This window comes from Burkholderia ambifaria AMMD (assembly GCF_000203915.1).
GTDB lineage: Bacteria > Pseudomonadota > Gammaproteobacteria > Burkholderiales > Burkholderiaceae > Burkholderia > Burkholderia ambifaria.
The window spans coordinates 363,206-384,725 of sequence record NC_008391.1 but is presented as its reverse complement, the minus strand read 5'-3'; the positions used below and the strand labels follow the sequence as shown (position 1 = coordinate 384,725).

Sequence of the window (21,520 nt, the reverse complement as noted above, 5' to 3'; positions counted from 1 at the left end):
TATCGTTGACGGCTTTCCTACGGTGCCTCCCATGCGACGACTCCTCTCTCGCGCACTGTTCGTGCGTTGCGCTCCGCTTGTTGCCCTCGCGGCGCTGTCCGCGTGCTCGAACCACATCGATACGCCCGCCGACCCGGCCAGCGCCGCGATCAACGTCCAGGCCGCATGGGTCGAGATCGGCGATACGAACCAGGCGATTGCGCGCGTGATCACGAACTACAGCCCGGCTTCCGCGAGCGATCCGCTGTGTCCGCAATTGTCCGTCGACGGCAAGCTGTCGCGCATGGCGCTGCGCGCCGGCGCCGCGACGGTCGCGCAGCGGCCGACCGCCAGCGACCCGGCCGACTCGAAACCGTCGAGCTTCCCGGTGTCGGTCTGCGAAACGACGCTGCCGGCCGATGCGCAGACGGCGAGCGTCGCGGGCCGCGCGCTGCCGCTGCCGAAAGCGCAGCCGCAGCGCATCGCGATCATCGCCGACACCGGCTGCCGGATGAAGAAGGCCGACAACGCATGGCAGGCGTGCAACGACGCGACGGTCTGGCCGTTCGACACGATCGCGGCGAGCGTCGCGAAGCTGTCGCCGGATCTCGTGCTGCATGTTGGCGACTATCACTATCGCGAGAACGCGTGCCCGCCCGACATCGCCGGCTGCAAGGACAGCCCGTGGGGCTATGGCTGGGATACGTGGCAGGCCGACCTCTTCCGCCCCGCCGCGCCGCTGTTCGCGAAGGCGCCATGGGTGGTCGTGCGCGGCAACCACGAGGAATGCGCGCGGGCCGGCCAGGGCTGGTACCGCTTCCTCGATCCGCGCCCGTATTCGGCGGGCCGTTCGTGCAACGATCCGGCCAACGACAACGACGCGAACTACTCGGATCCCTATGCGGTGTCGCTCGGCGGCGGCACGCAGGTGATCGTGTTCGATACCGCGAAGGTCGGCCGCAATCCGCTGAAGACGACCGACGCGCAATTCCGGATCTACCAGAAGCAGTTCCAGACGGTCGCGTCGCTCGCGTCGAAGGCCGGCATCACGACGACGATCTTCACGAACCACCATCCGATCCTCGCGTTCGCGCCGATCGCGGGCAGCACGCCTGCGCCGGGCAATCTCGCGCTGCAGTCGGTGATGTCGAGCCTGAACGCGCAGGCGTACTACCCGCCCGGCGTCCACGTCGCGCTGCACGGGCACGTGCACGACTTCCAGGCGATCAACTTCTCGTCCGGACATCCGGCGACGATCGTGTCCGGCAACGGCGGCGACAACCTCGACGTCGCGCTGCCCGACCCGTTCCCGGCCGGCCTGACGCCCGCGCCGGGCGCCGTGATCGAGCGGCTGTCGCACAACAACAGCTTCGGCTTCCTGATCATGGAGCGACGTGCGGCGCCGGCGACGGGCTGGGTGTTCCGTGCGTATTCGGCGGCGGGCAAGCTGCTCGCGTCGTGCGACCAGTCGGGCACGACGCTCGCCTGCGACAAGACGGGGTTCATCACGCCGTGACCGACGAAGTTCGATTGCAGGATGGTTTGACGGGGTCGACGGATTCGGGCGGCCGCCGGCGACGGATGGGCGGGTCGGGGAAGCGGCGGGTTTTGTCGGCCGCGGGCGCCGGGGGTTCGGTTTGTGCTTCGGTTTCGTCGGCCGCCTGTGCCGGGCGTTCGGTCTGCGCTTCGGTTTCATTGGCCGCCTGTGCCGGGCGTTCGGCTTCCGCTTCGGTTTCGTCGGACGGCGGCCCCGGGCGTTCGGTTTGCGCGGCGGTTTCATCGGTCGCCTGCGCCGAGCGTTCGGTTTGCGCTTCCGTTTCGTCGGACGCCTGCGCAGGGCGTTCGGCTTCCGCTTCGGTGTCTTCCCCCACCTGCGCCGGGCGTTCGGCTTCCGCTTCGGTGTCGTCGGCCACCTGCGCCGAGCGTTCGGGTTCCGCTTCGGCGTCGGTCGCCGGCAGCAGCCGCACGGTACGTCTACTTGCCGCCGCCGTGCTCGCCGGCGCGGCGCTCGCGGCCCACGCCGCGCCGTCCGAAACGGTCCTGCTCCCCGGCGCCCCGCCGTCGCGCGTCGTCGACACGATCGGCAACGGCACGCCGCAGGTGACCGGCAAGGTCGACGCGGCGACCGCCCGCTTCGCGCCCGACCCGACGCTCGTCGCGCTCGGCCGCCGGATCTTCTTCGATCCGCGGCTGTCCGAGCCACGCGGCATGTCGTGCGCGGGCTGCCACGATCCGGGGCGTGCATTCGCGCCGACGCTGTCGGCCGCTTCGCTCGCGGGGCCCGGCGTGCCGGAAGGCAGCCGCCACGGACGTTTCAGCCAGCGCAACGCGCCGTCGCTGCTCTACGTGCGCTACGTGCCGCGCCGACACTTCTACCAGGACGACGATGCGCCCGCGCCGTCGCCATTCGGCGGGCTCTTCAGCGACGGCCGCGCCGACACGCTCGCCGAACAGATCCGCGGGCCGCTGTTCGATCGGAACGAGATGAACAACCGGTCGCCGGCCGCGCTGCTGCGCAAGGTTGACGGCACCGAACTGGCGGGCGATCTGGCCGCGCGCTTCGGCGCGTCGGTGCGGCGCGATCCCGAGCAACTGGTGCGCGCACTGGGGTCGGCCGTCGAGGCCTATCTGCAGAGCGACGACATGGCGCCGTTCACGTCTCGCTTCGACGCATTCCTGCGCACCCGCAAGCAGCTCGCGCCGGCCGAGATGCGCGGTCTGGCGCTGTTCCGCAATCCCGACAAGGGCAACTGCATGAGCTGCCACACGCTGTCGGAGACGTCGAGCCGGCCGGAGCGCTCGCTCTTCACCGATTTCGGCTACGACGCGATCGCGGTGCCGCGCAATCGCGCGCTGCCCGCGAACCGCGATCCGCGCCATTTCGACAACGGCCTGTGCGAAACGGCCGCGCGGCTGCGCTGGCCCGAACCGACGCAATGGTGCGGCTACCTGCGCACGCCGGGGCTGCGCAACGTCGCGATCAAGCAGACGTTCATGCACAACGGCGTGTTCACCACGCTGCGCGATGCGGTCGCGTTCTACAACACGCGCTCGACCGATCCGCGCCACTGGTATCACGGCGCCACAACGTTCGACGACGTGCCGGCCGCGTATCGCGGCAACATCAACGTCAATTCGACGCCGATGAACCGCCGTCCGGGCACGCCGCCCGCGCTGACCGACGCCGAAATCGACGACATCGTCGCGTTCCTCGGCACGCTGACCGACGCGCGCTACGCGAATCTCGTTCCGCCCGCCCCGGCCGCCTCACCCGCAGCGCCTGTCGCCGCGACCACCGGATCCCCGGCAGCCCGCCTCGCCGCGCCGGCGCGCTGACCCTGGCCGAACGGCCAAGCGCATGCGTGCCGCTTGCGGCCGCCTCATATACTGGTTATATTTACAGTACTGGATTTATGAACAGTGAGGTGCGCGATGGAACATCTGGTCCGTATCGTCAACGACACCGATCGCCAAGTGCTGGCATGGCTGCGTGCGCAGGTCGGCGATGCCCGCGTCGAGCGCGCGGCGCGCCAGCTTGGGGCGACGCGCAAGCCGTTTCCGTCCGCGTTATGCCGATACCTCGGCATGAGCGCGCCGGCCACGCTGCGCCAGGCGGAGCGGCCGCGTGCCGCGCGCGACTTCTCCGTCGGCGATCGCTACCTGTCGCTGATTCGTCAGCACCTCGCTGCGCATACGGTCGGCCGATGAAATCGCCGAAATCGTATCGTCGGCGCGTGATGGCGCGGCGGCCGGCCGCGGTGAACGAGGCGTGCCGGATCGGCCGGCCCGTGCCGCCGTCACGCCAGCCGAGCCCGGTAGCCGGCCTCCCGGCTCGGCCGAAAGCCGGCCCGCTTACGCGGCGGCCGCCGCGTCGCGTATCAGCTGGCCGAGCGTTTCGATGGCCGCTTCGTGAGCCGAGTCGAATACCCGCGTGCACCCAAGCCGGATATAGGCATCGAAGCGGTCGGAATTCGAGAAGATCGAGCCGGGCGCGATCCTTACTCCACGTGCCAGCGCCGCATCGAACAATGCTTCGGAACGCACGCCGTCCGGCAGCGCGATCCACAGCAGCATGCCGCCCGGCGGCCGGTTCATCCGCGTGCCGGCCGGAAAATGACGCGCGATCGCATCGATCGTCACGTCGCGCTGCACACGAAGCTGTTCGCGAAATCGGCGGAGGTGGCGATCGAACGCGCCCGAGCCGACGAATTCGGCAGCGACGGCCTGCAGCAACGCGGCGTTGTGCCGGCTGTGCGCGAACTTGAGCATCTTCACGCGCGCGTGCCAGCGGCCCGCACTCATCCAGCCGAGCCGCATCCCCGGCGCCAGCACCTTGTTGAACGACGGGCAGTAGATCACCGTGCCGTCGCGGTCCCATGCCTTCACGGGCTTCACCGTGTGCGACGCTTCGACGAGTTCGCGATACGGCTCGTCCTCGATCACGGCCACGCCGCGGCGCGAGCACAGCGCGACCAGCGCGGCCTTGCGCTCGTCAGGCATCACGCTGCCGAGCGGGTTCTGCAGGTTCGGCACGACGACCACGGCCCGAATGTCCGGGTATGCGGTCAGCGCCACGTCGAGCGCTTCGATCGACAGCCCGGTCGTCGGGCTGGCCGGAATCTCGAGCGCACGCAGGCCGAGGCTTTCGAGCAGCTGGATCAAGCCGAAAAAGGCCGGCGATTCGATCGCGATCGTGTCGCCGGGGCGCGCCACCGCGCGCAGTGCGAGATTCACCGCATCGACGCCACCGCTCGTCGACATCACGTCGTCCGGCGACACGGTCACGCCGTACGACAGCGCACGCTTGGCCATCGTCTGGCGGAATTCGGGCGACCCGCCAACCGGCCCTGCGTCGGTCAACAGCGTCGGCTTGCGCCGCAGCAGCCGGATCGCCAGCGCCTGCAGGCGCTCTGCCGGATACAGCGTCGCCAGCGCGGACGCGCCGCCAAGATTCAACGCATCGGGAGATGCGTTCGCGCGATCGATCACGCGCGACACGCGTTCGTGCAGCCCCGCGAATGGCGGCTCGACGCTCAGCGGCGGCCCGTCGCATTCCGGCAGCGAATCGAGCGCGGCCACCGCGCGCCGCCGCACGAAGTAGCCCGAGCGCGGCCGTGCTTCGCACAAGCCCGTATCCTCGAGCCGCCGGAACGCCTGGATCGCGGTCGACAGGCTCACGCCGTGCTGCGCCATGAATCCGCGCACCGACGGCATCCGGTCGCCGGGCGACAGCGTGCCGGCCGCGATGATGCGGCGGTAATGCTCGGCGAGTCGTTCGTACAGCGGCTCGCCGGCCATCGGCAAAGGCGTGCGGGGCGCGTCGGTGAGGGATGTCATGCGGGTCATCGTGCCCGCGCGCCCTGCCACACGCCAGATACAGATTCGGGGAAAACCCACCGATACAGCAGGCCAAAATCGCCGCCTGCACCGCAACAGATTCCCGTCCCCTGAATCTGTCCGGCCCGCGCGCGTTTCCCTAACCTGATTGCACGCTGTCGCCCCGTCGTCGCGGGGCTGCGCAACCGGGAAAGGGACTCGCCATGCGAACACAAGACATCCGGCTCGACGCCGGGCAAAGCCACTTTGCGTGGTTCGACAAGGGCAGCCAGGTCATCGTGCTCGACGGCGCGCTCGCGGTCACGTTGCGCCACGGCGGGCTCGACTGGCTGCCTGATGCGCCGCACTACGTCCGTCGCGTGCTCGACCAGGGCGAATGCCTGACGATCGAGGCGGCCGGTCACGCGACGTTGACGGCCAGCGGCGCAAAGCCGGTCGACGCGACCGTTGCGGAACCCGCGGCCCGGGCCGGGGTGTTCGCCGCGTGGCGCGCGTGGCTGCACCGGGTGGCCGCGTGGCCATTCGGCGAGCGGCATGTGCGCGAACAGCCCTGACGCTGTAGCTCGCGCCGTCGCCGGTATCGTCATGCATCTTCGTATCGCCTCATCCGGCGGCGAGCGTGATCGCGTCCAGCGCCGTCGCCGCGCAGGACCGATTCAACCGGGCAGAGATCTTCGGTTACCGCACCTTCCGCGCACGCTCGATCCATTCGAACAATGCCATCCCGACCAGCATCGCGACGACGAACGCGATGCCCTTGACCGACCCCAGACCGATCGACACAAGCGCCGGCCCCGGGCAGAACCCCGCAAGCCCCCAGCCGATGCCGAACACGGCACTCCCGGCGACGAGCCGCACGGTGATCGTCCGGGTGGCCGGCCACTGGATCGGCAGCCCGAGCCACGACCGCGTGCGGCGCTTCGCCCATGCGAACGCGACCACGGCGACACCGATCGCGCCAACCATCACGAACGCGAGCGACGGATCCCAACGGCCTGCCAGGTCGAGAAAACCGAGCACCTTCCGCGGGTTGGCCATCCCCGACACGATGAGGCCGACGCTGAACAACAGCCCCGCCACAAACGCGAATCCTGCCTGCATGTCAGCCTCCGAGCACGTGCCGGCGCACGAATACGGTCGCGAAGCCGGCGGCCATGAACACCGCCGTCGCGACAATCGATCGCGTCGCACCGCGCGACAGCCCGCACACCCCGTGGCCGCTCGTGCATCCGCCCGCATAGCGCGTGCCGATCCCGACCAGCAGGCCGGCCGCCAGCAATTCGCCCCAGCCTGCATCGACCTGCGGCGTCACGGCGGCACCGGCGATGCGCATCATCAGCGGCGCGGCGATCAGCCCGGCGACGAATGCGGCACGCCAGTCGCGCTCCGCGGCGCCGGCCGTGAACAGGCCGCCGACGATGCCGCTGATCCCGGCGATCCGCCCGTTGAACGCGATGAGCCACGCAGCCGCCAGCCCGATCAGCACGCCGCCGGCAAGCGACAGCCAGGGCGTGAAATGAAGCGCATCAAGCTGCATGGCGCTTCCCTTTCGCGGCCGGGCCGCAGAACTGTTCGTACAACACGCCCATCACCGCGATCGCGGCCGGGCTGTCGAGCGAATAGTGGATGTTCTTGCCTTCGCGGCGCGTGCGGACGAGCGCGTTGTCCCGCAACACGCCGAGCTGCTGCGACAGCGTCGGCTGGCGAATATCCAGCCGCGCCTCGAGATCGCTCACGCAGCGTTCGCCTTGCGACAGTTCGCACAGCAGCAGCAACCGGTCTGGATTGGACAGCACCTTGAGCAGCGCGCACGCCGATTCGGCGGCTGCGCGCATCTGGTCGGGCTCGGGCAGCCCGGCGGAAGGATCGGTGTTCATGGGAGCGGCGGCACACGATTAACGAATCGATATTATATCAACTTATATATTGACGATTCGCACCATCGCCCGCTGCCGTCCCTCAGAAGGCGCCGACGGCCCGGCTCGAACCGGGCCGTCCCGCCAACGCGCGTCAAGCCCCGTCGCAGGCCGCCGTGTCGTCCAGCATCAGCGTACCGACCCGCGCGGGCACGAGCGGCGTGCGCGGCACCGGCGGCGTCCAGCCGAACAGCGCCTGCGCGGCCGCGCCGCACACGCGGCCCTGGCATGCGCCCATCCCGCAGCGCGTCTGCAGCTTCGCGGCCGTCCAGCCCGGCGCCGGCGCGACCGCGTCGAAGCGCACGTCTTCGCAACGGCACAGCAGCGTATCGGGCCGCGCGAGCCGGCGGATCGGCTCGCGGATCGCGAAGCGCTCGCGCACCGCGTCCGCGAACGCCTGCCAGTGCGCACGTCGCGCCACCAGCGCGGCCAGCGGCGCCACTTGCCCGGTGGCCGCGCAGCCCGCGATCTCGCCTTCGACCATCGCCAGTTCGCTGCCGCCGACACCCGTGCACTCGCCCGCGGCGAAATACCCGTCGCGGCTCGTGCGCTGATGCGCGTCGACCACGACCGCGCCGTTCTCGATCCGGCAACCGAGATGGCTCGGCAGCACGGTGTTCGGCACGAGGCCGAAGCCGCACGCGAGCCGGTCGCAGTCGACGTCGAACTCGCGCTCGCCCTGCCGGATCCGCACGCGTTCCAGCCGCTTGTCGCCGAACGCTTCGACGACGTAGGCGTTGGGCCGGTAGGCGGCCGTGACGAGCTTCGCGGCCTGCGCGAGTTTCGACGGCCAGCGCCACAGCCCTGCGCCGAAACCGGCCACGTCGCCCCATGCCGCCTGTTCGAGTACGTGCGACACCTGCGCGCCTGCCTGTCGGGCCGTCGCCGCGCTCGCGAGGAGCAGCGGGCCGCTGCCGGCGATCACCGTGCGCTGCCCGCGCACGTCGAGGCCGTACTTGATCAATGCTTGCAGGCCGCCCGCGCCGGTGACACCCGGCAGCGTCCAGCCCGGGAACGGCAGCAGCAACTCGCGCGCGCCGCAGCACAGGATCAGCGTGCGGAATTCGAGCAGGAAGCCGCGCTCGTCGTCCTCGAGCAGCAGCGTACCCGGCTGCGTTTCGGCGACGATGCGCGTGGCCGCGAGGTGCGTGACGTTCCGCTGCCGCAGCACGGCGAGGCGTTCCGCCGCGGCCGCCACCGGCGTCGCGGCGGCGGCCTGGCGCCAGATCTGTCCGCCCGCGCGCGGGTTGTCGTCGACGATCGCGACCGTTGCGCCGCTTCGTGCGGCGGCCCGCGCGGCCGACAACCCGGCCGGCCCCGCGCCGACGATCGCGACGTCGACGCTCAGTCGTTCCTGTTTCATCGCGTGCGCTCCACCCGCATCCCGTCGCGGCACAGCGTCTGGCAGGCCAGACGACGGCGGCCGTCGATCGTCATCCTGCACTCCTGGCAGATGCCCATACCGCAAAACGGCGCGCGCGCCGCACCCGTGCACGACACGCGCGTCGTGTCGTCGCCGCTCGCCGCGACGGCGGCCGCGACGGTCGCACCGTCGGCCACCGTCAGCGCGCGGCCGTCCAGATGAATGATCATGTCAGCCTCCGCCGGGCCACCCTGCACGTACGGGAATCGGCCTCGGAGAGACGGAGGGATTGCGTCCCCCCAAGCGAATGAAGTGAGCGTGGGGGTCGTTTCATGTCAGCGCTCCGGCTACGGGTGACGTCGTCAGGAAACGTCCCGGCAAATACGGTTCGATATCGATCGGCGGCCGCTCGCCGGTCATCAACGCGGCGACAAGTCGCGCGCTGCCCGGCGCGGTCGTCACGCCGAGCCCTTCGTGGCCGACCGCGAGCCACACGCCCGGCCGCGCCGGATGTTCGCCCAGCAGCGGCAAGCCGTCGGGGCTCGCGGAACGAAAGCCCGTCCATGCGCGAATCCCGTTCAGGTCGGCCAGATCCGGCAGGTAGCCGGCCGCACGGCGCAGCATGCGCGCGAGCACCGGCGGCTCGATGCGCGCGTCTTCCGTGTCGAACTGGCGCGACGAGCCGATCAGCAGCTGGCCGGTCGGCCGCGGTTGCACGTTGAACGCGACGGACGTGCCGTCGCTCGCGTGCGCGCTTGCCGCATAGCCGAGCTCGACGAGCTGGTGCGACACCTGGCCCGGGTAGCGGTCGGTGATCAGCAGATGGCCCTTCTTCGGGCGCAGCGGCAATTCAGGCAACAGCGTGCGCGCGGCGACGCCGTTCGCGACGACGACGCGTTCCGCGCGCAGCGTGTCGCCGCTCGCAAGCGTCACGCTCGGGCCGTCGACCGCCACCGCGCGGTCGCGCCGCAACGTGATGCCCGGCGCGCGCTGCAACAGCCAGCTCGCGGCGACCGGCGCATAGAGAATCGCATCGCCCGGGATCTTCAGCGCGCCGCCGAGCCCCGCGCGCAGCATCGGCTCCAGCCGCGCGAGCGTCGCCGCGTCGATCAGCTCGCCTGCGACGCCATGCGCGGCGAGCGTCGCCTGCTTGGTGCGCGCGAGGTCCATCTCGTTGGAATCGGCCGCGAGCCACAGCGTGCCGCAGTTGCGGTACGCGCAGCCTTCCGGCATGTCGCCGCTCAACGCGCGCCATAGCTCGATCGAGTAATGGCTCAGTGCGAGTTCGGCCGCGTTGTCGTCCATCGCGACCAGGTGCCCCATGCCGGCGCCGGTCGCGCCGCCGCTGGCGTCGTCGACGACGAGCACGCGCAGCCCACGCTGCGCGAGTTCATGCGCACATGCGGCGCCGACGATGCCAGCGCCGATCACGACGACGTCGGTCCTTGCCTCGCTCACGACACGATGCCCCAGCCGAACGGATCGTCTTCCTCGATCAGCAACGTCGCTTCCGCGCTGAGATGCGCACTGCCGCGAATCGTCGGCACGATGCCGCCGTCGGCCTGCGCATAGCTCGCCTGGAACACGCTGCCGATCACGCTCGCCTGCCGCCACACGACGCCCGGTTCGAGCTTGCCGTCGGCCGCGAGGCAGGCGAGCTTCGCGCTCGTGCCGGTGCCGCACGGCGAACGGTCGTACGCATGGCCCGGGCACAGCACGAAGCTGCGGCTGTCGTGCTCGGCATCGTCGGCGAACAGTTCGATATGGTCGATCTCGCCGCCGTTCGCGCCGGTGATGCCCGCGCGCTCGAGCCCTTCGCGCACGGCGGACGAATAGGCGGTCAGCGCGGCGACGTTGTCGCCGGCCACGCGCTGGCCGTGATCGCTGATCAGGAAGAACCAGTTGCCGCCCCACGCGATGTCGCCCTTCACGGGGCCGTAGCCCGGCACGTCGACGGCAACGGCCTTCGCATGGCGATACGCGAGCACGTTGCGCACGCTGACCGACAGGTCGTCGTGCAGCGTCGCCTCGACGGTGCCGACCGGCGTTTCGATCCGGTGCACGCCCGGCTCGATGCGGCCCATGTGATGCAGCGTGCGCACGACGCCGATCGTGCCGTGCCCGCACATCCCGAGGTAGCCGCTGTTGTTGAAGAAGATCACGCCGGCCGCAGCCTCCGGCGACACGGGTTCGCACAGCAGCGCGCCGACCATCACATCGCTACCGCGCGGCTCGAGAATGCACGCGGTGCGGTAGCGATTGTGCTCGCGCGCGAGCACGTCGCGGCGCTCGGCCATCGTGCCGTTGCCGAGCGAGGGGAAGCCGGACACGACGAGCCGCGTGGGTTCGCCGCCCGTGTGCGAATCGATGATCTGAATGCGCTTCATCATGAGCCGTCCGAAGTGGGGAAAGGAGCATAGCTTCCTCCGTCGCGCGTCCGTCCGCTTGTGGCTTTTCGATGAGGACGGCGACGAAATCGGCACAGTGCGAAACGCCTTTTGCAGCCCTTGCGGCCACTGTGCCGATTTCGTCATTCTGCTCCGCGATACGACTCAAGCGTGATGGGTGTTCGCACGGCGATACTGGTTGCACGTCGACGCGCCTGTCGCCGGCCGAGATGAAGCGATACGTAGCAACAGGAAGCAATACGAAGCAGGAGATTGCAGTGAGCCGAAACGCCATCCCGCGGACCGAAGTTTCCCCCGCCCTCAGCAGCCGGTTCGCACCGGCCGCTTCCATTGCATTCGACGCCGCGCACCGCGCCGAACAGAACCGGGCGAACCGCTAAGCGACTTCCCCCGGCGGTGCAACGGCTTCCCCCGTCGCATCGCCACTTCCCGTCCGGCATGGCCCGCACAGGTCCGTTCGCCGCGTCGCCAGCCGGCGCCGCGGATGAACGGCCGTCGGGCCGCCCGGTCGTTCGAACCGGTCGCATGCCGGCCGGCAGGTGTGCGCCGCTGCTCCGTCGGAGCGCGGCGCAACTCCACCTGCCCCGATATTTCCCAGGAGACAAACCCATGCCAGGCCAAGGCAACACACACCCTTCCGTCCCGCTTTCCCGTTCCGTGCCCGCCGACGGCGGTCACGGCAAGTTCAAGAAACAGCTGTCGCTGACCGACCTGACGTTCATCGGTCTCGGCGCGATCTTCGGTTCGGGGTGGCTGTTCGCCGCGAGTCACGTGTCGACGATCGCCGGCCCGGCCGGCATCTTCTCGTGGCTGCTCGGCGGCTTCTCGGTGCTGCTGCTGGGCATCGTCTACTGCGAGCTCGGCGCCGCGCTGCCGCGCGCGGGCGGCGTGGTCCGCTACCCGGTGTTCTCGCACGGCCCGCTGCTCGGCTACCTGATGGGCTTCATCACGCTGATCGCGTTCTCGAGCCTGATCGCGATCGAAGTGGTCGCCGCGCGCCAGTATGCGGCCGCGTGGTTCCCCGGCCTCACCAAGGCCGGCTCGAGCGACCCGACGACGCTCGGCTGGCTCGTGCAGGCCGGGCTGCTGTGCTTCTTCTTTTACCTGAACTATTCGAGCGTGAAGACGTTCGCGAAGGCGAACAACGTCATCAGCATCTTCAAGTTCATCGTGCCGCTGTCGGTGATCGCGGTGCTGTTCACGTTCTTCAAGCCCGCCAACCTGACCCTGCACGGCTTCGCGCCGTTCGGCATGCCGGGCATCGAGATGGCCGTGTCGGCCGGCGGGATCATCTTCGCGTACCTGGGCCTCACGCCGATCGTGTCGGTCGCGAGCGAAGTGCGCAATCCGCAGCGCACGATTCCGATCGCGCTGATCCTGTCGATCCTGCTGTCGACGCTGATCTACGTGCTGCTGCAGCTCGCGTTCATCGGCAGCATCCCGACCGACATGCTCGCCGCCGGCTGGCACGACGTGAGCAAGGCGTTCTCGCTGCCGTACCGCGACATCGCGCTCGCGCTCGGCGTGGGCTGGCTCGCGGTGATGGTCGTCGCCGACGCGATGATCTCGCCGAGCGGCTGCGGCAACATCTACATGAACGCGACGCCGCGCGTCGTCTACGGCTGGGCGAAGACGGGCACGTTCTTCAAGGTGTTCACGCGCGTCGACGAAGCGTCGGGCATCCCGCGCGCGGGCCTGTGGCTCACGTTCGGCCTCTCGATCTTCTGGACGATGCCGTTCCCGTCGTGGGAAGCGCTGATCAACATCGTGTCGGCCGCGCTCGTGCTGAGCTATGCGGTCGCGCCCGTGTCGGTCGCCGCGCTGCGGCGCACCGCGCCCGACCTGCCGCGGCCGTTCCGCGCGGTGGCGTTCGGCATCACCGGCCCCGCGTCGTTCGTGATCGCCGCGCTGATCGTCTACTGGTCGGGCTGGGGCACGGTGTCCTGGCTGCTCGGCCTGCAGATCGTGATGTTCGTGATCTATCTCGCATGCCGCCGCTGGGTGCCCACCGCGCATCTGAGCATCGCCGAGCAGGTGCGTTCGTCCGCGTGGCTGATCGCGTTCTACGCGGCCATGATCGTGCTGTCGTACTTCGGCGGCTTCGGCGGCACGGGCCAGCTCGCGCATCCGTACGACACGGTCGTCGTCGCGGCCGTCGCGCTCGTCATCTTCTACTGGGGCGCCAACACCGGCATCCGTTCCGACAAGCTGCAGCTCGAAGACGACGAAGACTGACGCCCCGCTTTCCCCTTTCCACTCCGGCCGGGCGCATCACGCCCGGCCCCGCATTTTCCGAGGAAAAACCATGCAACTCACAGGTCAGCTCCTGATCGGCCAGTCGGCCATCGCCGGACAGAACGGCACCCTCCACGCGATCGCCGCCGCCACCGGCGAACCGCTCGACCCCGCGTTCGGCGGCGCGAGCCTGCACGACCTGGAGACGGCCTGCACGCTCGCCGACGACGCATTCGACACATACCGCGAAACGCCTCCCGAGCAACGCGCCGCGTTTCTCGACGCGATCGGCCGCAACATCATGGCGCTCGGCGACGACCTGATCGAGCGCTGCGTCACCGAAACGGGCCTGCCGCGCGCACGCATCGAAGGCGAACGCGGCCGCACGGTCGGCCAGCTCGCGCTGTTCGCGTCGCTCGTGCGCGACGGCGGTTACGTCGACGCACGCATCGACCCGGCCCGGCCGGAGCGCAAGCCGCTGCCGCGGGTCGACCTGCGCCTGCGCAACGTCGCGATCGGGCCGGTCGCCGTGTTCGGCGCGTCGAACTTCCCGCTCGCGTTCTCGGTCGCGGGCGGCGATACCGCGTCGGCACTCGCGGCCGGCTGCCCGGTGATCGTCAAGGCGCACTCCGCGCATCCGGGCACGTCCGAGCTCGTCGGCCGCGCGATCCAGCAAGCCGTGCGCGAATGCGGGCTGCCGGCCGGCGTGTTCTCGCTGCTGTTCGACGCGTCGCGCGAGATCGGCCAGGCGCTCGTCGCCGATCCGCGCATCAAGGCCGTCGGTTTCACCGGCTCACGCCGCGGCGGCGTCGCGCTGATGAACATCGCGGCCGCGCGCCACGAGCCGATTCCGGTCTATGCGGAAATGAGCTCGATCAATCCGGTGCTGCTGTTCCCGGCCGCGCTCGACGCGCGCCACGACACGATCGCGCCGCAATTCGCCGCGTCGCTCGCGCTCGGCGCCGGCCAGTTCTGCACGAACCCGGGCCTCGTGCTCGCGGTCGACGGCCCCGCGCTGCGCGCGTTCGAAGCCGCGGCGGCCTCCGCCGTGCAAGCGACCACCGCGCAGACGATGCTCACGCCGCACATCCACGCAAGCTATGCGCAAGGCGTGGCCGCCCTGCGCGCGCACGACGCGGTCGAGCTGCTGGCGGAAGGTGTGGAAGGCGGCCGCTACCAGGCACGCGCGGCGCTGTTCGCGACGTCGGCTGACGCGTTCATCGCGCACCCCGAACTGCGTGACGAAGTGTTCGGCCCCGCATCGCTGATCGTGCGCTGCCCGGATGCCGACACGCTGCATCGCGTGCTGAAGTCGCTCGAAGGCCAGTTGACGATCGCCGCGCATCTCGCCGACGACGACGCCGCGCTGTTTGCCGCGCTACGCCCGACGCTGGAGCGCAAGGCCGGCCGCATTCTCGTCAACGGCTTCGGCACGGGTGTCGAGGTCGGTCACGCGATGGTGCACGGCGGCCCGTTCCCGGCCACGTCCGACACGCGCACCACGTCGGTCGGTGCACGCGCGATCGAGCGGTTCCTGCGCCCCGTGTCGTACCAGGACGTGCCGGACGCGCTGCTGCCCGACGCCATCCGCAACGGCAACCCGCTGAACGTGCCGCAACGCATCGACGGCGTGCCCGCGCCGCGGGACGCGCGCGATGTCTGAGTCGCTCGCCGAAGTCGTCCTGTCGCTCGATGAGGTCCACGCACTCGCGCTGCGGGTGCTGACGCACAACGGGATGTCCGCCGCGCACGCGCAGGCGATCGCGAACGTGATCACGCAGGGCCAGCGCGACGAATGCCACTCGCACGGCGTGTACCGGCTGCTCGTCTGCGTGCGCTCGCTGAAGAAGGGCAAGGTCGATCCGCAGGCCGTGCCGACGCTGCGCCGGCTGTCGTCGTCGATCGTCGCGGTCGACGCGCATCGCGGCTTCTCGCTGCTCAGCTTCGAAACCGGCCTGCCGGTGCTCGTCGAGATGGCGAAGCAGCACGGGATCGCGGCGATGGCGATCAACCATTGCTACCACTTCTCGGCGCTGTGGCCCGAGGTCGAGGCGATCGCCGCCGAGGGGCTGGTCGGCATCGCGATGAACCCGAGCCACAGCTGGGTCGCGCCGGAGGGCGGCCGCGAACCGGTGTTCGGCACGAACCCGATCGCGTTCGCGTGGCCGCGCCCGGACGGCGTGCCGTTCGTGTTCGACTTCGCGACCAGCGCGATCGCGCGCGGCGACATCGAGCTGCACGCAAAACAGGGCAAGGCGATCCCGCCGCACTGGGCGATCGATGCCGACGGCCAGCCGACCACCGATCCGAAGGCCGCGCTGCAGGGCGCGATGCGCACCTTCGGCGGCCACAAGGGCTCGGCGCTGGCAGCCATGGTCGAGCTGCTCGGCGGCGCGCTGATCGGCGACATGACGAGCCGCGAGTCGATGGCCTTCGACGAAGGCGTCGGCGCGACGCCGTGCCATGGAGAGCTCGTGATCGCGTTCGACCCGAAGGTGTTCCTCGGCGACGAACTCGACGCGGGCCTCGCGCGCGGCGAGCGGATGTTCGCGTCGATCACGGGGCAAGGCGCGCGGCTGCCGTCGCAGCGGCGCTTCGATGCCCGCGCGCGCAGCATCGCGCACGGCGTGCGGATTCCGAAGGCGCTGTACGACGAAATCCTCACGCTGCTCGATTGACGTGATCGCGTTGCGCGGCGGCGGCTTCATCGCCGGTAGAACGGGGGATGAAGCCGCCGCCGATTCGTCCGCCCGGTTCCGCTGCACGGATCCGCCGCCTGGTTCGCTGCCGATTCCGCTGCCGATTCCACCGCCCGAGTCCACCGCACGAGTCCACCGCACGATTCCGCTGCCGATTCCGTCGCCCGGTTCCGCCGGCAAGGCCCCGCGCCCCTGGTGCGCCCCCTGCCCGGCGCACCCGCCCGCGCCCCTCGCCCACTCCCGCCCGCGCCGCCCGCGCCGCCCGCCCGGCGCCTGTGGGATAATCGCCCAGTTTGCCCAGGGCGCAGCTCAAGAGGTTGTTCGCACGGGCGCGCGAGAGGCCTTCAATCCCGTGCCTCCACCCTTTTCCGCGATATTTCTTCAGCCATCACAATGCCCACATACCGTTCCAAAACCTCCACCGCCGGCCGCAACATGGCAGGCGCGCGCTCGCTGTGGCGCGCCACCGGCATGAAAGACGACGATTTCTCGAAGCCGATCATCGCGGTCGTCAACTCGTTCACGCAGTTCGTGCCCGGGCACGTGCACCTGAAGGATCTCGGCCAGTTGGTCGCGCGCGAGATCGAGGCCGCCGGCGGCGTCGCGAAGGAATTCAACACGATCGCGGTCGACGACGGCATCGCGATGGGCCACGACGGCATGCTCTATTCGCTGCCGAGCCGCGACATCATCGCCGACTCCGTCGAATACATGGTGAACGCGCACTGCGCGGACGCGATGGTGTGCATCTCGAACTGCGACAAGATCACGCCGGGGATGCTGATGGCCGCGATGCGCCTCAACATTCCGGTGATCTTCGTGTCGGGCGGCCCGATGGAAGCCGGCAAGACGCGTCTCGCGAACCCGGTCACCAAGACCGTCGAACTGAAGAAGCTCGACCTCGTCGACGCGATGGTGATCGCGGCCGACCCGGCGTATTCGGATGCCGACGTCGCCGAAGTCGAACGCTCGGCCTGCCCGACCTGCGGCTCGTGCTCGGGCATGTTCACCGCGAACTCGATGAACTGCCTGACCGAAGCGCTCGGCCTGTCGCTGCCCGGCAACGGCACGGTCGTCGCGACGCACGCCGATCGCGAGCAGCTGTTCAAGCGCGCCGGCCGCCGCATCGTCGAGCTGACCCGCCAGCACTACGAGCAGGACGACATGCGCGCGCTGCCGCGCTCGGTCGGCTTCAAGGCGTTCGAGAACGCGATGACGCTCGACATCGCGATGGGCGGTTCGACCAACACGATCCTGCACCTGCTGGCGATCGCGCAGGAAGCCGGCATCGACTTCACGATGAAGGACATCGATCGCCTGTCGCGCAGCGTGCCGCAGCTGTGCAAGGTCGCGCCGAACACGAACAAGTACCACATCGAGGACGTGCACCGCGCGGGCGGCATCATGGCGATCCTCGGCGAGCTCGACCGCGCCGGCAAGCTGCACACCGACGTGCCGACCGTGCACGCGCCGACGCTGAAGGATGCGCTCGACCAGTGGGATATCGTCCGCACCGACGACCCGGCAGTGCGCACCTTCTACCAGGCCGGCCCGGCCGGGATCCCGACGCAAGTCGCGTTCAGCCAGGACACGCGCTGGCCGAGCCTCGACCTCGACCGCGCCGAAGGCTGCATCCGCTCGTACGAGCATGCGTTCTCGAAGGAAGGCGGCCTGGCCGTGCTGACCGGCAACATCGCGCTCGACGGCTGCGTGGTGAAGACGGCCGGCGTCGACGAAAGCATCCTCGTGTTCGAGGGCTCGGCCCACGTCACCGAATCGCAGGACGAAGCGGTCGAGAACATCCTGAACGACAAGGTCAAGGCCGGCGACGTGGTGATCGTGCGCTACGAAGGCCCGAAGGGGGGCCCCGGCATGCAGGAAATGCTGTACCCGACGAGCTACATCAAGTCGAAGGGCCTCGGCAAGGCATGCGCGCTGCTGACGGACGGCCGCTTCTCGGGCGGCACGTCGGGCCTGTCGATCGGTCACTGCTCGCCGGAAGCGGCAGCGGGCGGCGCGATCGGCCTCGTGCGCGACGGCGACAAGATCCGCATCGACATCCCGAACCGCACGATCGACGTGCTGGTGTCGGACGAGGAACTCGCACGTCGCCGCGAAGAGCAGAACGCGAAGGGCTGGAAGCCGGCGCAACCGCGTCCGCGCAAGGTGTCCGCGGCGCTGAAGGCCTATGCGAAGCTGGTGATGTCGGCCGACAAGGGTGCCGTGCGCGACCTGTCGCTGCTGGACGACTGATGCCAGGCAGCGGGCCGCACGAACGGCCCGCCCGCCTGACTCAGAAGCCGCTCTCCGGAGCGGCTTTTTTTCATCCGGCGCCGGCTGGCGGCTGCGACATCTGAGCCTTCAGTCGATCAACGACGGAACTCGTCGCTGCGGCCCCGGCCTCCACCACCGCCGTGGTTTCCGCCCCCGTCCCCGCCGCCTTGCGGCCGACCGCCGTAACCGCCGCCGCCCTGATGTGCCGGCGGCATCATCTGGACCGCGCCACCGCTCGGTGCGGGCTGCGCGGGTTGGGCGGGCGGCGGCGCCGGCTGACGGACACCGGCCGCGCCGGGTATCGGCGCGGGTGCGGGCATCGGTGCGGGTGCAGGCATCGGCGCGGGCGCGCGTGCGGGCGCGGGTGCGACCTGCGGCGCCGGCGCGCGGTTCGGGCCATTCCAGCCGCCGCGCGTGGCCGACGGCCGCGCATCATGCTGCACCGGCGGCGCGCCGCGCGGCTCGCGCTGGGCCGGCCAGCCCGGCTGCGGACGGCCGTAGTAGGCGGGCGGCATCCCGCCGGGGCCAACGCGAGGCTCGGCACGATGCTCCCAGCGATCGCGATCGTGAAACCACGGCCGGTGGCGGTAATAGCGGTCCCAGTACGTGCCGATCGCGAACCCGGTCACCGGCACGCCGATGATCGCGCCGTATTCGAGCAGCGGCACGTAATTGCCCTGGTACGGGTAGTCGAGCTGCTGCGCGTCGATCCAGCCGCGCACGCCCGGCAGCGCGACGTCGCACCACGAGTAGTCGCTCAGGCAGCCGAACACGTCCACCGCGGTGCCGGGCGGAAGTTGCGCGACGACCGGATAATCGGGCGCCGGCCCCGCAAAGAGTTCGGCGCCCGAGTTCGTGTAGGCGCTGCTTTGCGCGTCGGCGATCCCCGGCACGGCCGCGATGCCGAACAGGACGACGCACAGACTTCTAATGATGGTGTTGCTCATGTTGCTCTCCCGCGCGGTGCCGCCGCGCGTCGGTCAGTGTCGATGGCCGCCGCCCCAGTGTCCCCCGCCCCAGTGTCCCCCGCCCCAATGTCCGCCACCCCAGTGGCCGCCGCCCCACGGACGGTGCCAGCCGCGGTAGCCGCCGCCCCAATACCCGCGGAAGCCGAAGCCGATCGTGACGGGCGGCCCGTACCAGCCCGGGTAGTACGCGGGGTAGTAGGCCGGATAAGGCACATAGGCCGGCGCCGCATAGACGGGAGCCGGCGGGTACGCGTAGGCATAATCGTCCGCTGGCGGCGGCACGGCCGGCACAGCGGGTGTGGACGATGCAGCCGGGCCCGTATTTGCCGACGTCACCGGCATCTCGCGCTGCGATACCACGGCGGGCGCGGGTGCGTAATACGGTGCATATCCGTAAGGGCTCGTGTAATAGCAGCCACTCAGCGCGAGGATCGCCAGCACGATGACGGCTGGCCTCGCGGCGTGGATCGGGTTCATGTGAAGCTCCGCAGGAATTCGTGCGTCGCCGCGTGGCGCGCGCCTGACTCTAGCTTACGTCCCCTGCATATTTCTGCGGGTTTGATCGGTTACTTTTTGTTTCGCCATCACAATTGAAGGGGTCGCACCGCGCGGGTACGCTGCGTGCTCGCGCGTCTGGCGCGCCGGCGTTGAAGTTGGCGCAAATGCCCTCACTTGGATATTCAGTCAGGCTGGCCGGCGCGGACGGGTGTTCGCGGCCCCCGGCGGCCTGAAACCAGCGGACTTCGGCCCGCCCAACAGGAACGCGGCTCACACCGCCATCGACATGACTACGCCACGCCCCACGCTTCGGGCGGACACGCCCCTCGATCCGATCATCCAGCTGCTGGCGCTCGCCGGCGAACAGGGTTATCTGACGCACGCCGACCTCGTCGACGCGCTGCCGCCGGAAAGCGACAGCCCCGACGCGCTGGACGTCGTGCGCGCCGCGCTCGCGGACATCGGCATCGCCGTCCTCGACGAGCCGGCCTCGCCGGCGCCGTTCGCGGGCGCGGCACCGGTCGACGTCGATCGCGATGCGCTCGACGAGGGCCGCGCGCTGCTCGGCGATCTCGCCCGCGGCACGAGCGCGTCGACCGATCCGCTCGCGCTCTATATGCGACGCATTCATGCGGTGCCGCTGCTCAAGCGCGAGGACGAAATCGTGCTCGCCCGCGAGATCGAAACGGGCCGCCATCAGATCCTGCACGCGCTCGCCGGCTATCCGGCGGCGGTCGATGCGCTGCTCGCGCGCCATGGTGCAACGGGTGGAAGCGTCGCGGCCGGAGACGAAGCCGATGACAGCCGCGACGGCGAAGGCGACACGCCGGCACCCGCGCGCTACGACACGCTGCAGGCCGCCATCACGGCCCTGCGCGCCGCATTGCACGCGCAAGGCTGCCGCTCAGCCGAATACCGCGACGCGCGCAACCGCCTCGCCGCACTGCTCGGTTCGCTCGCGTGGGTTGCGCCGGCCGTCGACGATGCGAGCCGCATCGTGCGCGCGCTTGCCACCGCGCCGGCCAATGCCGCCGCCGACAGCGACGCCGCATGCTTCGACGCAGTCGCGCGCCGTGCGCTCGGCGCCGCGCTGAGCGACGGTCAGCAAAAGGTACGCGACGGTACCCGCGCGATGCTGGAGGCGAACCTGCGGCTCGTGCTGTCGATCGCGCGCAAGTACATGAACCGCGGCGTTGACCTGCCCGACCTCGTGCAGGACGGCTGCCTCGGCCTGATGCGGGCGATCGAGAAGTTCGAATACCGGCGCGGCTTCAAGTTCTCGACCTATGCGACCTGGTGGATCCGGCAGGCGGTCGCACGCGCGGTAGCCGACCGTTCGCGCACGATCCGCGTGCCCGTGCACGTCGGCGACCAGTACCAGCGCGTGCAGCGGCATGCGCTGCGCTTTCGCCAACGCACGGGCCGCCGCGCGACGCCGGCCGAACTGGCCGCCGAATCCGGGCTCCCCGAGGGCAAGCTGCGTGCGGTGCTCGCGCTGCCTGCCGAGCCGCTGTCGCTCGACACGCCGCTGCCCGACGCGGAGACGGGCCTCGTCGACCTGATCGAGGACCAGGCGTCGGCGAGCCCGTTCGAGCGCCTCGCGGACACGCGCATGCGCGAATGCGTGACGTCGCTGCTGCGCTCGGTCACGCCGGCCGAAGCCGACGTGCTGCGTCGGCGGTTCGGCCTCGGTGGCGCCGAGCCCGACACCTACGACGCGATCGCGCAGGACGCGGGCATGTCGCGCGAACGCGTGCGGCAGATCGAGAAGCGCGCGCTCGCCACGCTGCGCACGGCTGCGGAAGCCGAGGGCGCGGAGTCGTTCCTCGACGCGTAACCGGTC

General features: G+C 70.0%; 20 protein-coding genes. 9 read left to right on the top strand and 11 right to left on the bottom strand.

Annotated features, from left to right (window positions below):
* Positions 1 to 31: 31 nt before the first annotated feature.
* Positions 32 to 1,495 (top strand): metallophosphoesterase family protein, encoded by a 1,464-nt coding sequence (locus BAMB_RS17935; protein ID WP_011658582.1) that lies wholly within the window; start codon positions 32 to 34, stop codon positions 1,493 to 1,495.
* Here the strand turns inward: BAMB_RS17935 and BAMB_RS17930 are convergent.
* Positions 1,485 to 1,892: a hypothetical protein gene (locus BAMB_RS17930; RefSeq protein WP_127456262.1), complete on the bottom strand. Its 408-nt coding sequence runs from the start codon at positions 1,890 to 1,892 to the stop codon at positions 1,485 to 1,487. The two genes, BAMB_RS17935 and BAMB_RS17930, sit on opposite strands and share 11 nt — an antisense overlap.
* Positions 1,893 to 1,968: 76 nt before the next feature.
* Between BAMB_RS17930 and BAMB_RS17925 the strand changes: the two genes are divergently transcribed.
* Together BAMB_RS17925 and BAMB_RS17920 are read left to right on the top strand one after the other, a co-directional pair.
* Positions 1,969 to 3,315: a cytochrome-c peroxidase gene (locus BAMB_RS17925; RefSeq protein WP_011658581.1), complete on the top strand. Its 1,347-nt coding sequence runs from the start codon at positions 1,969 to 1,971 to the stop codon at positions 3,313 to 3,315.
* A 96-nt stretch (positions 3,316 to 3,411) separates the two neighbouring features.
* Positions 3,412 to 3,687: a CppA family protein gene (locus BAMB_RS17920; protein WP_006761733.1), complete on the top strand. Its 276-nt coding sequence runs from the start codon at positions 3,412 to 3,414 to the stop codon at positions 3,685 to 3,687.
* 144 nt (positions 3,688 to 3,831) lie between these two features.
* On the opposite strand, the gene BAMB_RS17915 is transcribed toward BAMB_RS17920, so the two are convergent.
* Positions 3,832 to 5,325, bottom strand: a complete 1,494-nt coding sequence (locus BAMB_RS17915) for an aminotransferase-like domain-containing protein (protein ID WP_011658580.1) — start codon at positions 5,323 to 5,325, stop codon at positions 3,832 to 3,834.
* A gap of 194 nt (positions 5,326 to 5,519) precedes the next feature.
* Here BAMB_RS17915 and BAMB_RS17910 point away from each other — a divergent pair, with 194 nt between their 5' ends.
* Complete coding sequence (locus BAMB_RS17910) at positions 5,520 to 5,870, top strand: hypothetical protein (protein ID WP_011658579.1); 351 nt, start codon at positions 5,520 to 5,522, stop codon at positions 5,868 to 5,870.
* A gap of 124 nt (positions 5,871 to 5,994) precedes the next feature.
* Here BAMB_RS17910 and BAMB_RS17905 read toward each other — a convergent pair whose 3' ends face one another.
* The 7 genes from BAMB_RS17905 to BAMB_RS17875 all read right to left on the bottom strand — a co-directional run bounded on the left by BAMB_RS17905 (position 5,995) and on the right by BAMB_RS17875 (position 10,982).
* Complete coding sequence (locus tag BAMB_RS17905; protein WP_011658578.1) at positions 5,995 to 6,417, bottom strand: DUF6691 family protein; 423 nt, start codon at positions 6,415 to 6,417, stop codon at positions 5,995 to 5,997.
* A 1-nt stretch (position 6,418) separates the two neighbouring features.
* Positions 6,419 to 6,853 carry a YeeE/YedE family protein gene (locus tag BAMB_RS17900; protein WP_041491439.1) on the bottom strand — a complete coding sequence of 145 codons (435 nt, stop codon included), beginning with the start codon at positions 6,851 to 6,853 and terminating at the stop codon, positions 6,419 to 6,421.
* Positions 6,843 to 7,193, bottom strand: coding sequence for an ArsR/SmtB family transcription factor (locus tag BAMB_RS17895; RefSeq protein WP_006751221.1), 351 nt, complete (start codon positions 7,191 to 7,193; stop codon positions 6,843 to 6,845). Before BAMB_RS17895 ends, BAMB_RS17900 begins: the two co-directional genes overlap by 11 nt.
* Before the next feature lie 133 nt (positions 7,194 to 7,326).
* Entirely contained in the window at positions 7,327 to 8,595 is a 1,269-nt protein-coding gene (locus BAMB_RS17890; protein ID WP_011658576.1) for an NAD(P)/FAD-dependent oxidoreductase, read from the bottom strand.
* A complete protein-coding gene (locus BAMB_RS17885; RefSeq protein WP_011658575.1) occupies positions 8,592 to 8,825 on the bottom strand; it encodes a 2Fe-2S iron-sulfur cluster-binding protein in 234 nt (77 codons plus the stop codon). The genes BAMB_RS17890 and BAMB_RS17885 overlap by 4 nt, the downstream gene beginning before the upstream one ends.
* A 100-nt stretch (positions 8,826 to 8,925) precedes the next feature.
* Entirely contained in the window at positions 8,926 to 10,053 is a 1,128-nt protein-coding gene (locus BAMB_RS17880) for an NAD(P)/FAD-dependent oxidoreductase (protein ID WP_011658574.1), read from the bottom strand.
* Entirely contained in the window at positions 10,050 to 10,982 is a 933-nt protein-coding gene (locus BAMB_RS17875; RefSeq protein ID WP_085963168.1) for a 4-hydroxyproline epimerase, read from the bottom strand. Before BAMB_RS17875 ends, BAMB_RS17880 begins: the two co-directional genes overlap by 4 nt.
* Positions 10,983 to 11,612: 630 nt before the next feature.
* On the opposite strand from BAMB_RS17875, the gene BAMB_RS17870 reads away from it, so the two are divergent.
* The 4 genes from BAMB_RS17870 to ilvD all read left to right on the top strand — a co-directional run bounded on the left by BAMB_RS17870 (position 11,613) and on the right by ilvD (position 18,190).
* A complete protein-coding gene (locus BAMB_RS17870; protein ID WP_011658572.1) occupies positions 11,613 to 13,238 on the top strand; it encodes an APC family permease in 1,626 nt (541 codons plus the stop codon).
* A gap of 70 nt (positions 13,239 to 13,308) precedes the next feature.
* Positions 13,309 to 14,901, top strand: a complete 1,593-nt coding sequence (locus BAMB_RS17865) for an aldehyde dehydrogenase (NADP(+)) (protein ID WP_011658571.1) — start codon at positions 13,309 to 13,311, stop codon at positions 14,899 to 14,901.
* Positions 14,894 to 15,916, top strand: coding sequence for an Ldh family oxidoreductase (locus BAMB_RS17860; protein WP_011658570.1), 1,023 nt, complete (start codon positions 14,894 to 14,896; stop codon positions 15,914 to 15,916). Before BAMB_RS17865 ends, BAMB_RS17860 begins: the two co-directional genes overlap by 8 nt.
* Positions 15,917 to 16,330: 414 nt before the next feature.
* Positions 16,331 to 18,190: a dihydroxy-acid dehydratase gene (gene ilvD, locus BAMB_RS17855; RefSeq protein ID WP_011658569.1), complete on the top strand. Its 1,860-nt coding sequence runs from the start codon at positions 16,331 to 16,333 to the stop codon at positions 18,188 to 18,190.
* Positions 18,191 to 18,306: 116 nt separating this feature from the next.
* Here the strand turns inward: ilvD and BAMB_RS17850 are convergent, their stop codons facing one another.
* On the bottom strand, positions 18,307 to 19,158 hold the full coding sequence (locus BAMB_RS17850) for an SH3 domain-containing protein (RefSeq protein ID WP_011658568.1): 852 nt from the start codon (positions 19,156 to 19,158) through the stop codon (positions 18,307 to 18,309).
* A gap of 33 nt (positions 19,159 to 19,191) precedes the next feature.
* Positions 19,192 to 19,656, bottom strand: a complete 465-nt coding sequence (locus tag BAMB_RS34005; protein WP_011658567.1) for a hypothetical protein — start codon at positions 19,654 to 19,656, stop codon at positions 19,192 to 19,194.
* Positions 19,657 to 19,963: 307 nt separating this feature from the next.
* Here BAMB_RS34005 and BAMB_RS17845 point away from each other — a divergent pair, with 307 nt between their 5' ends.
* Positions 19,964 to 21,514 (top strand): sigma-70 family RNA polymerase sigma factor, encoded by a 1,551-nt coding sequence (locus BAMB_RS17845; RefSeq protein ID WP_011658566.1) that lies wholly within the window; start codon positions 19,964 to 19,966, stop codon positions 21,512 to 21,514.
* Positions 21,515 to 21,520 lie beyond the last annotated feature (6 nt).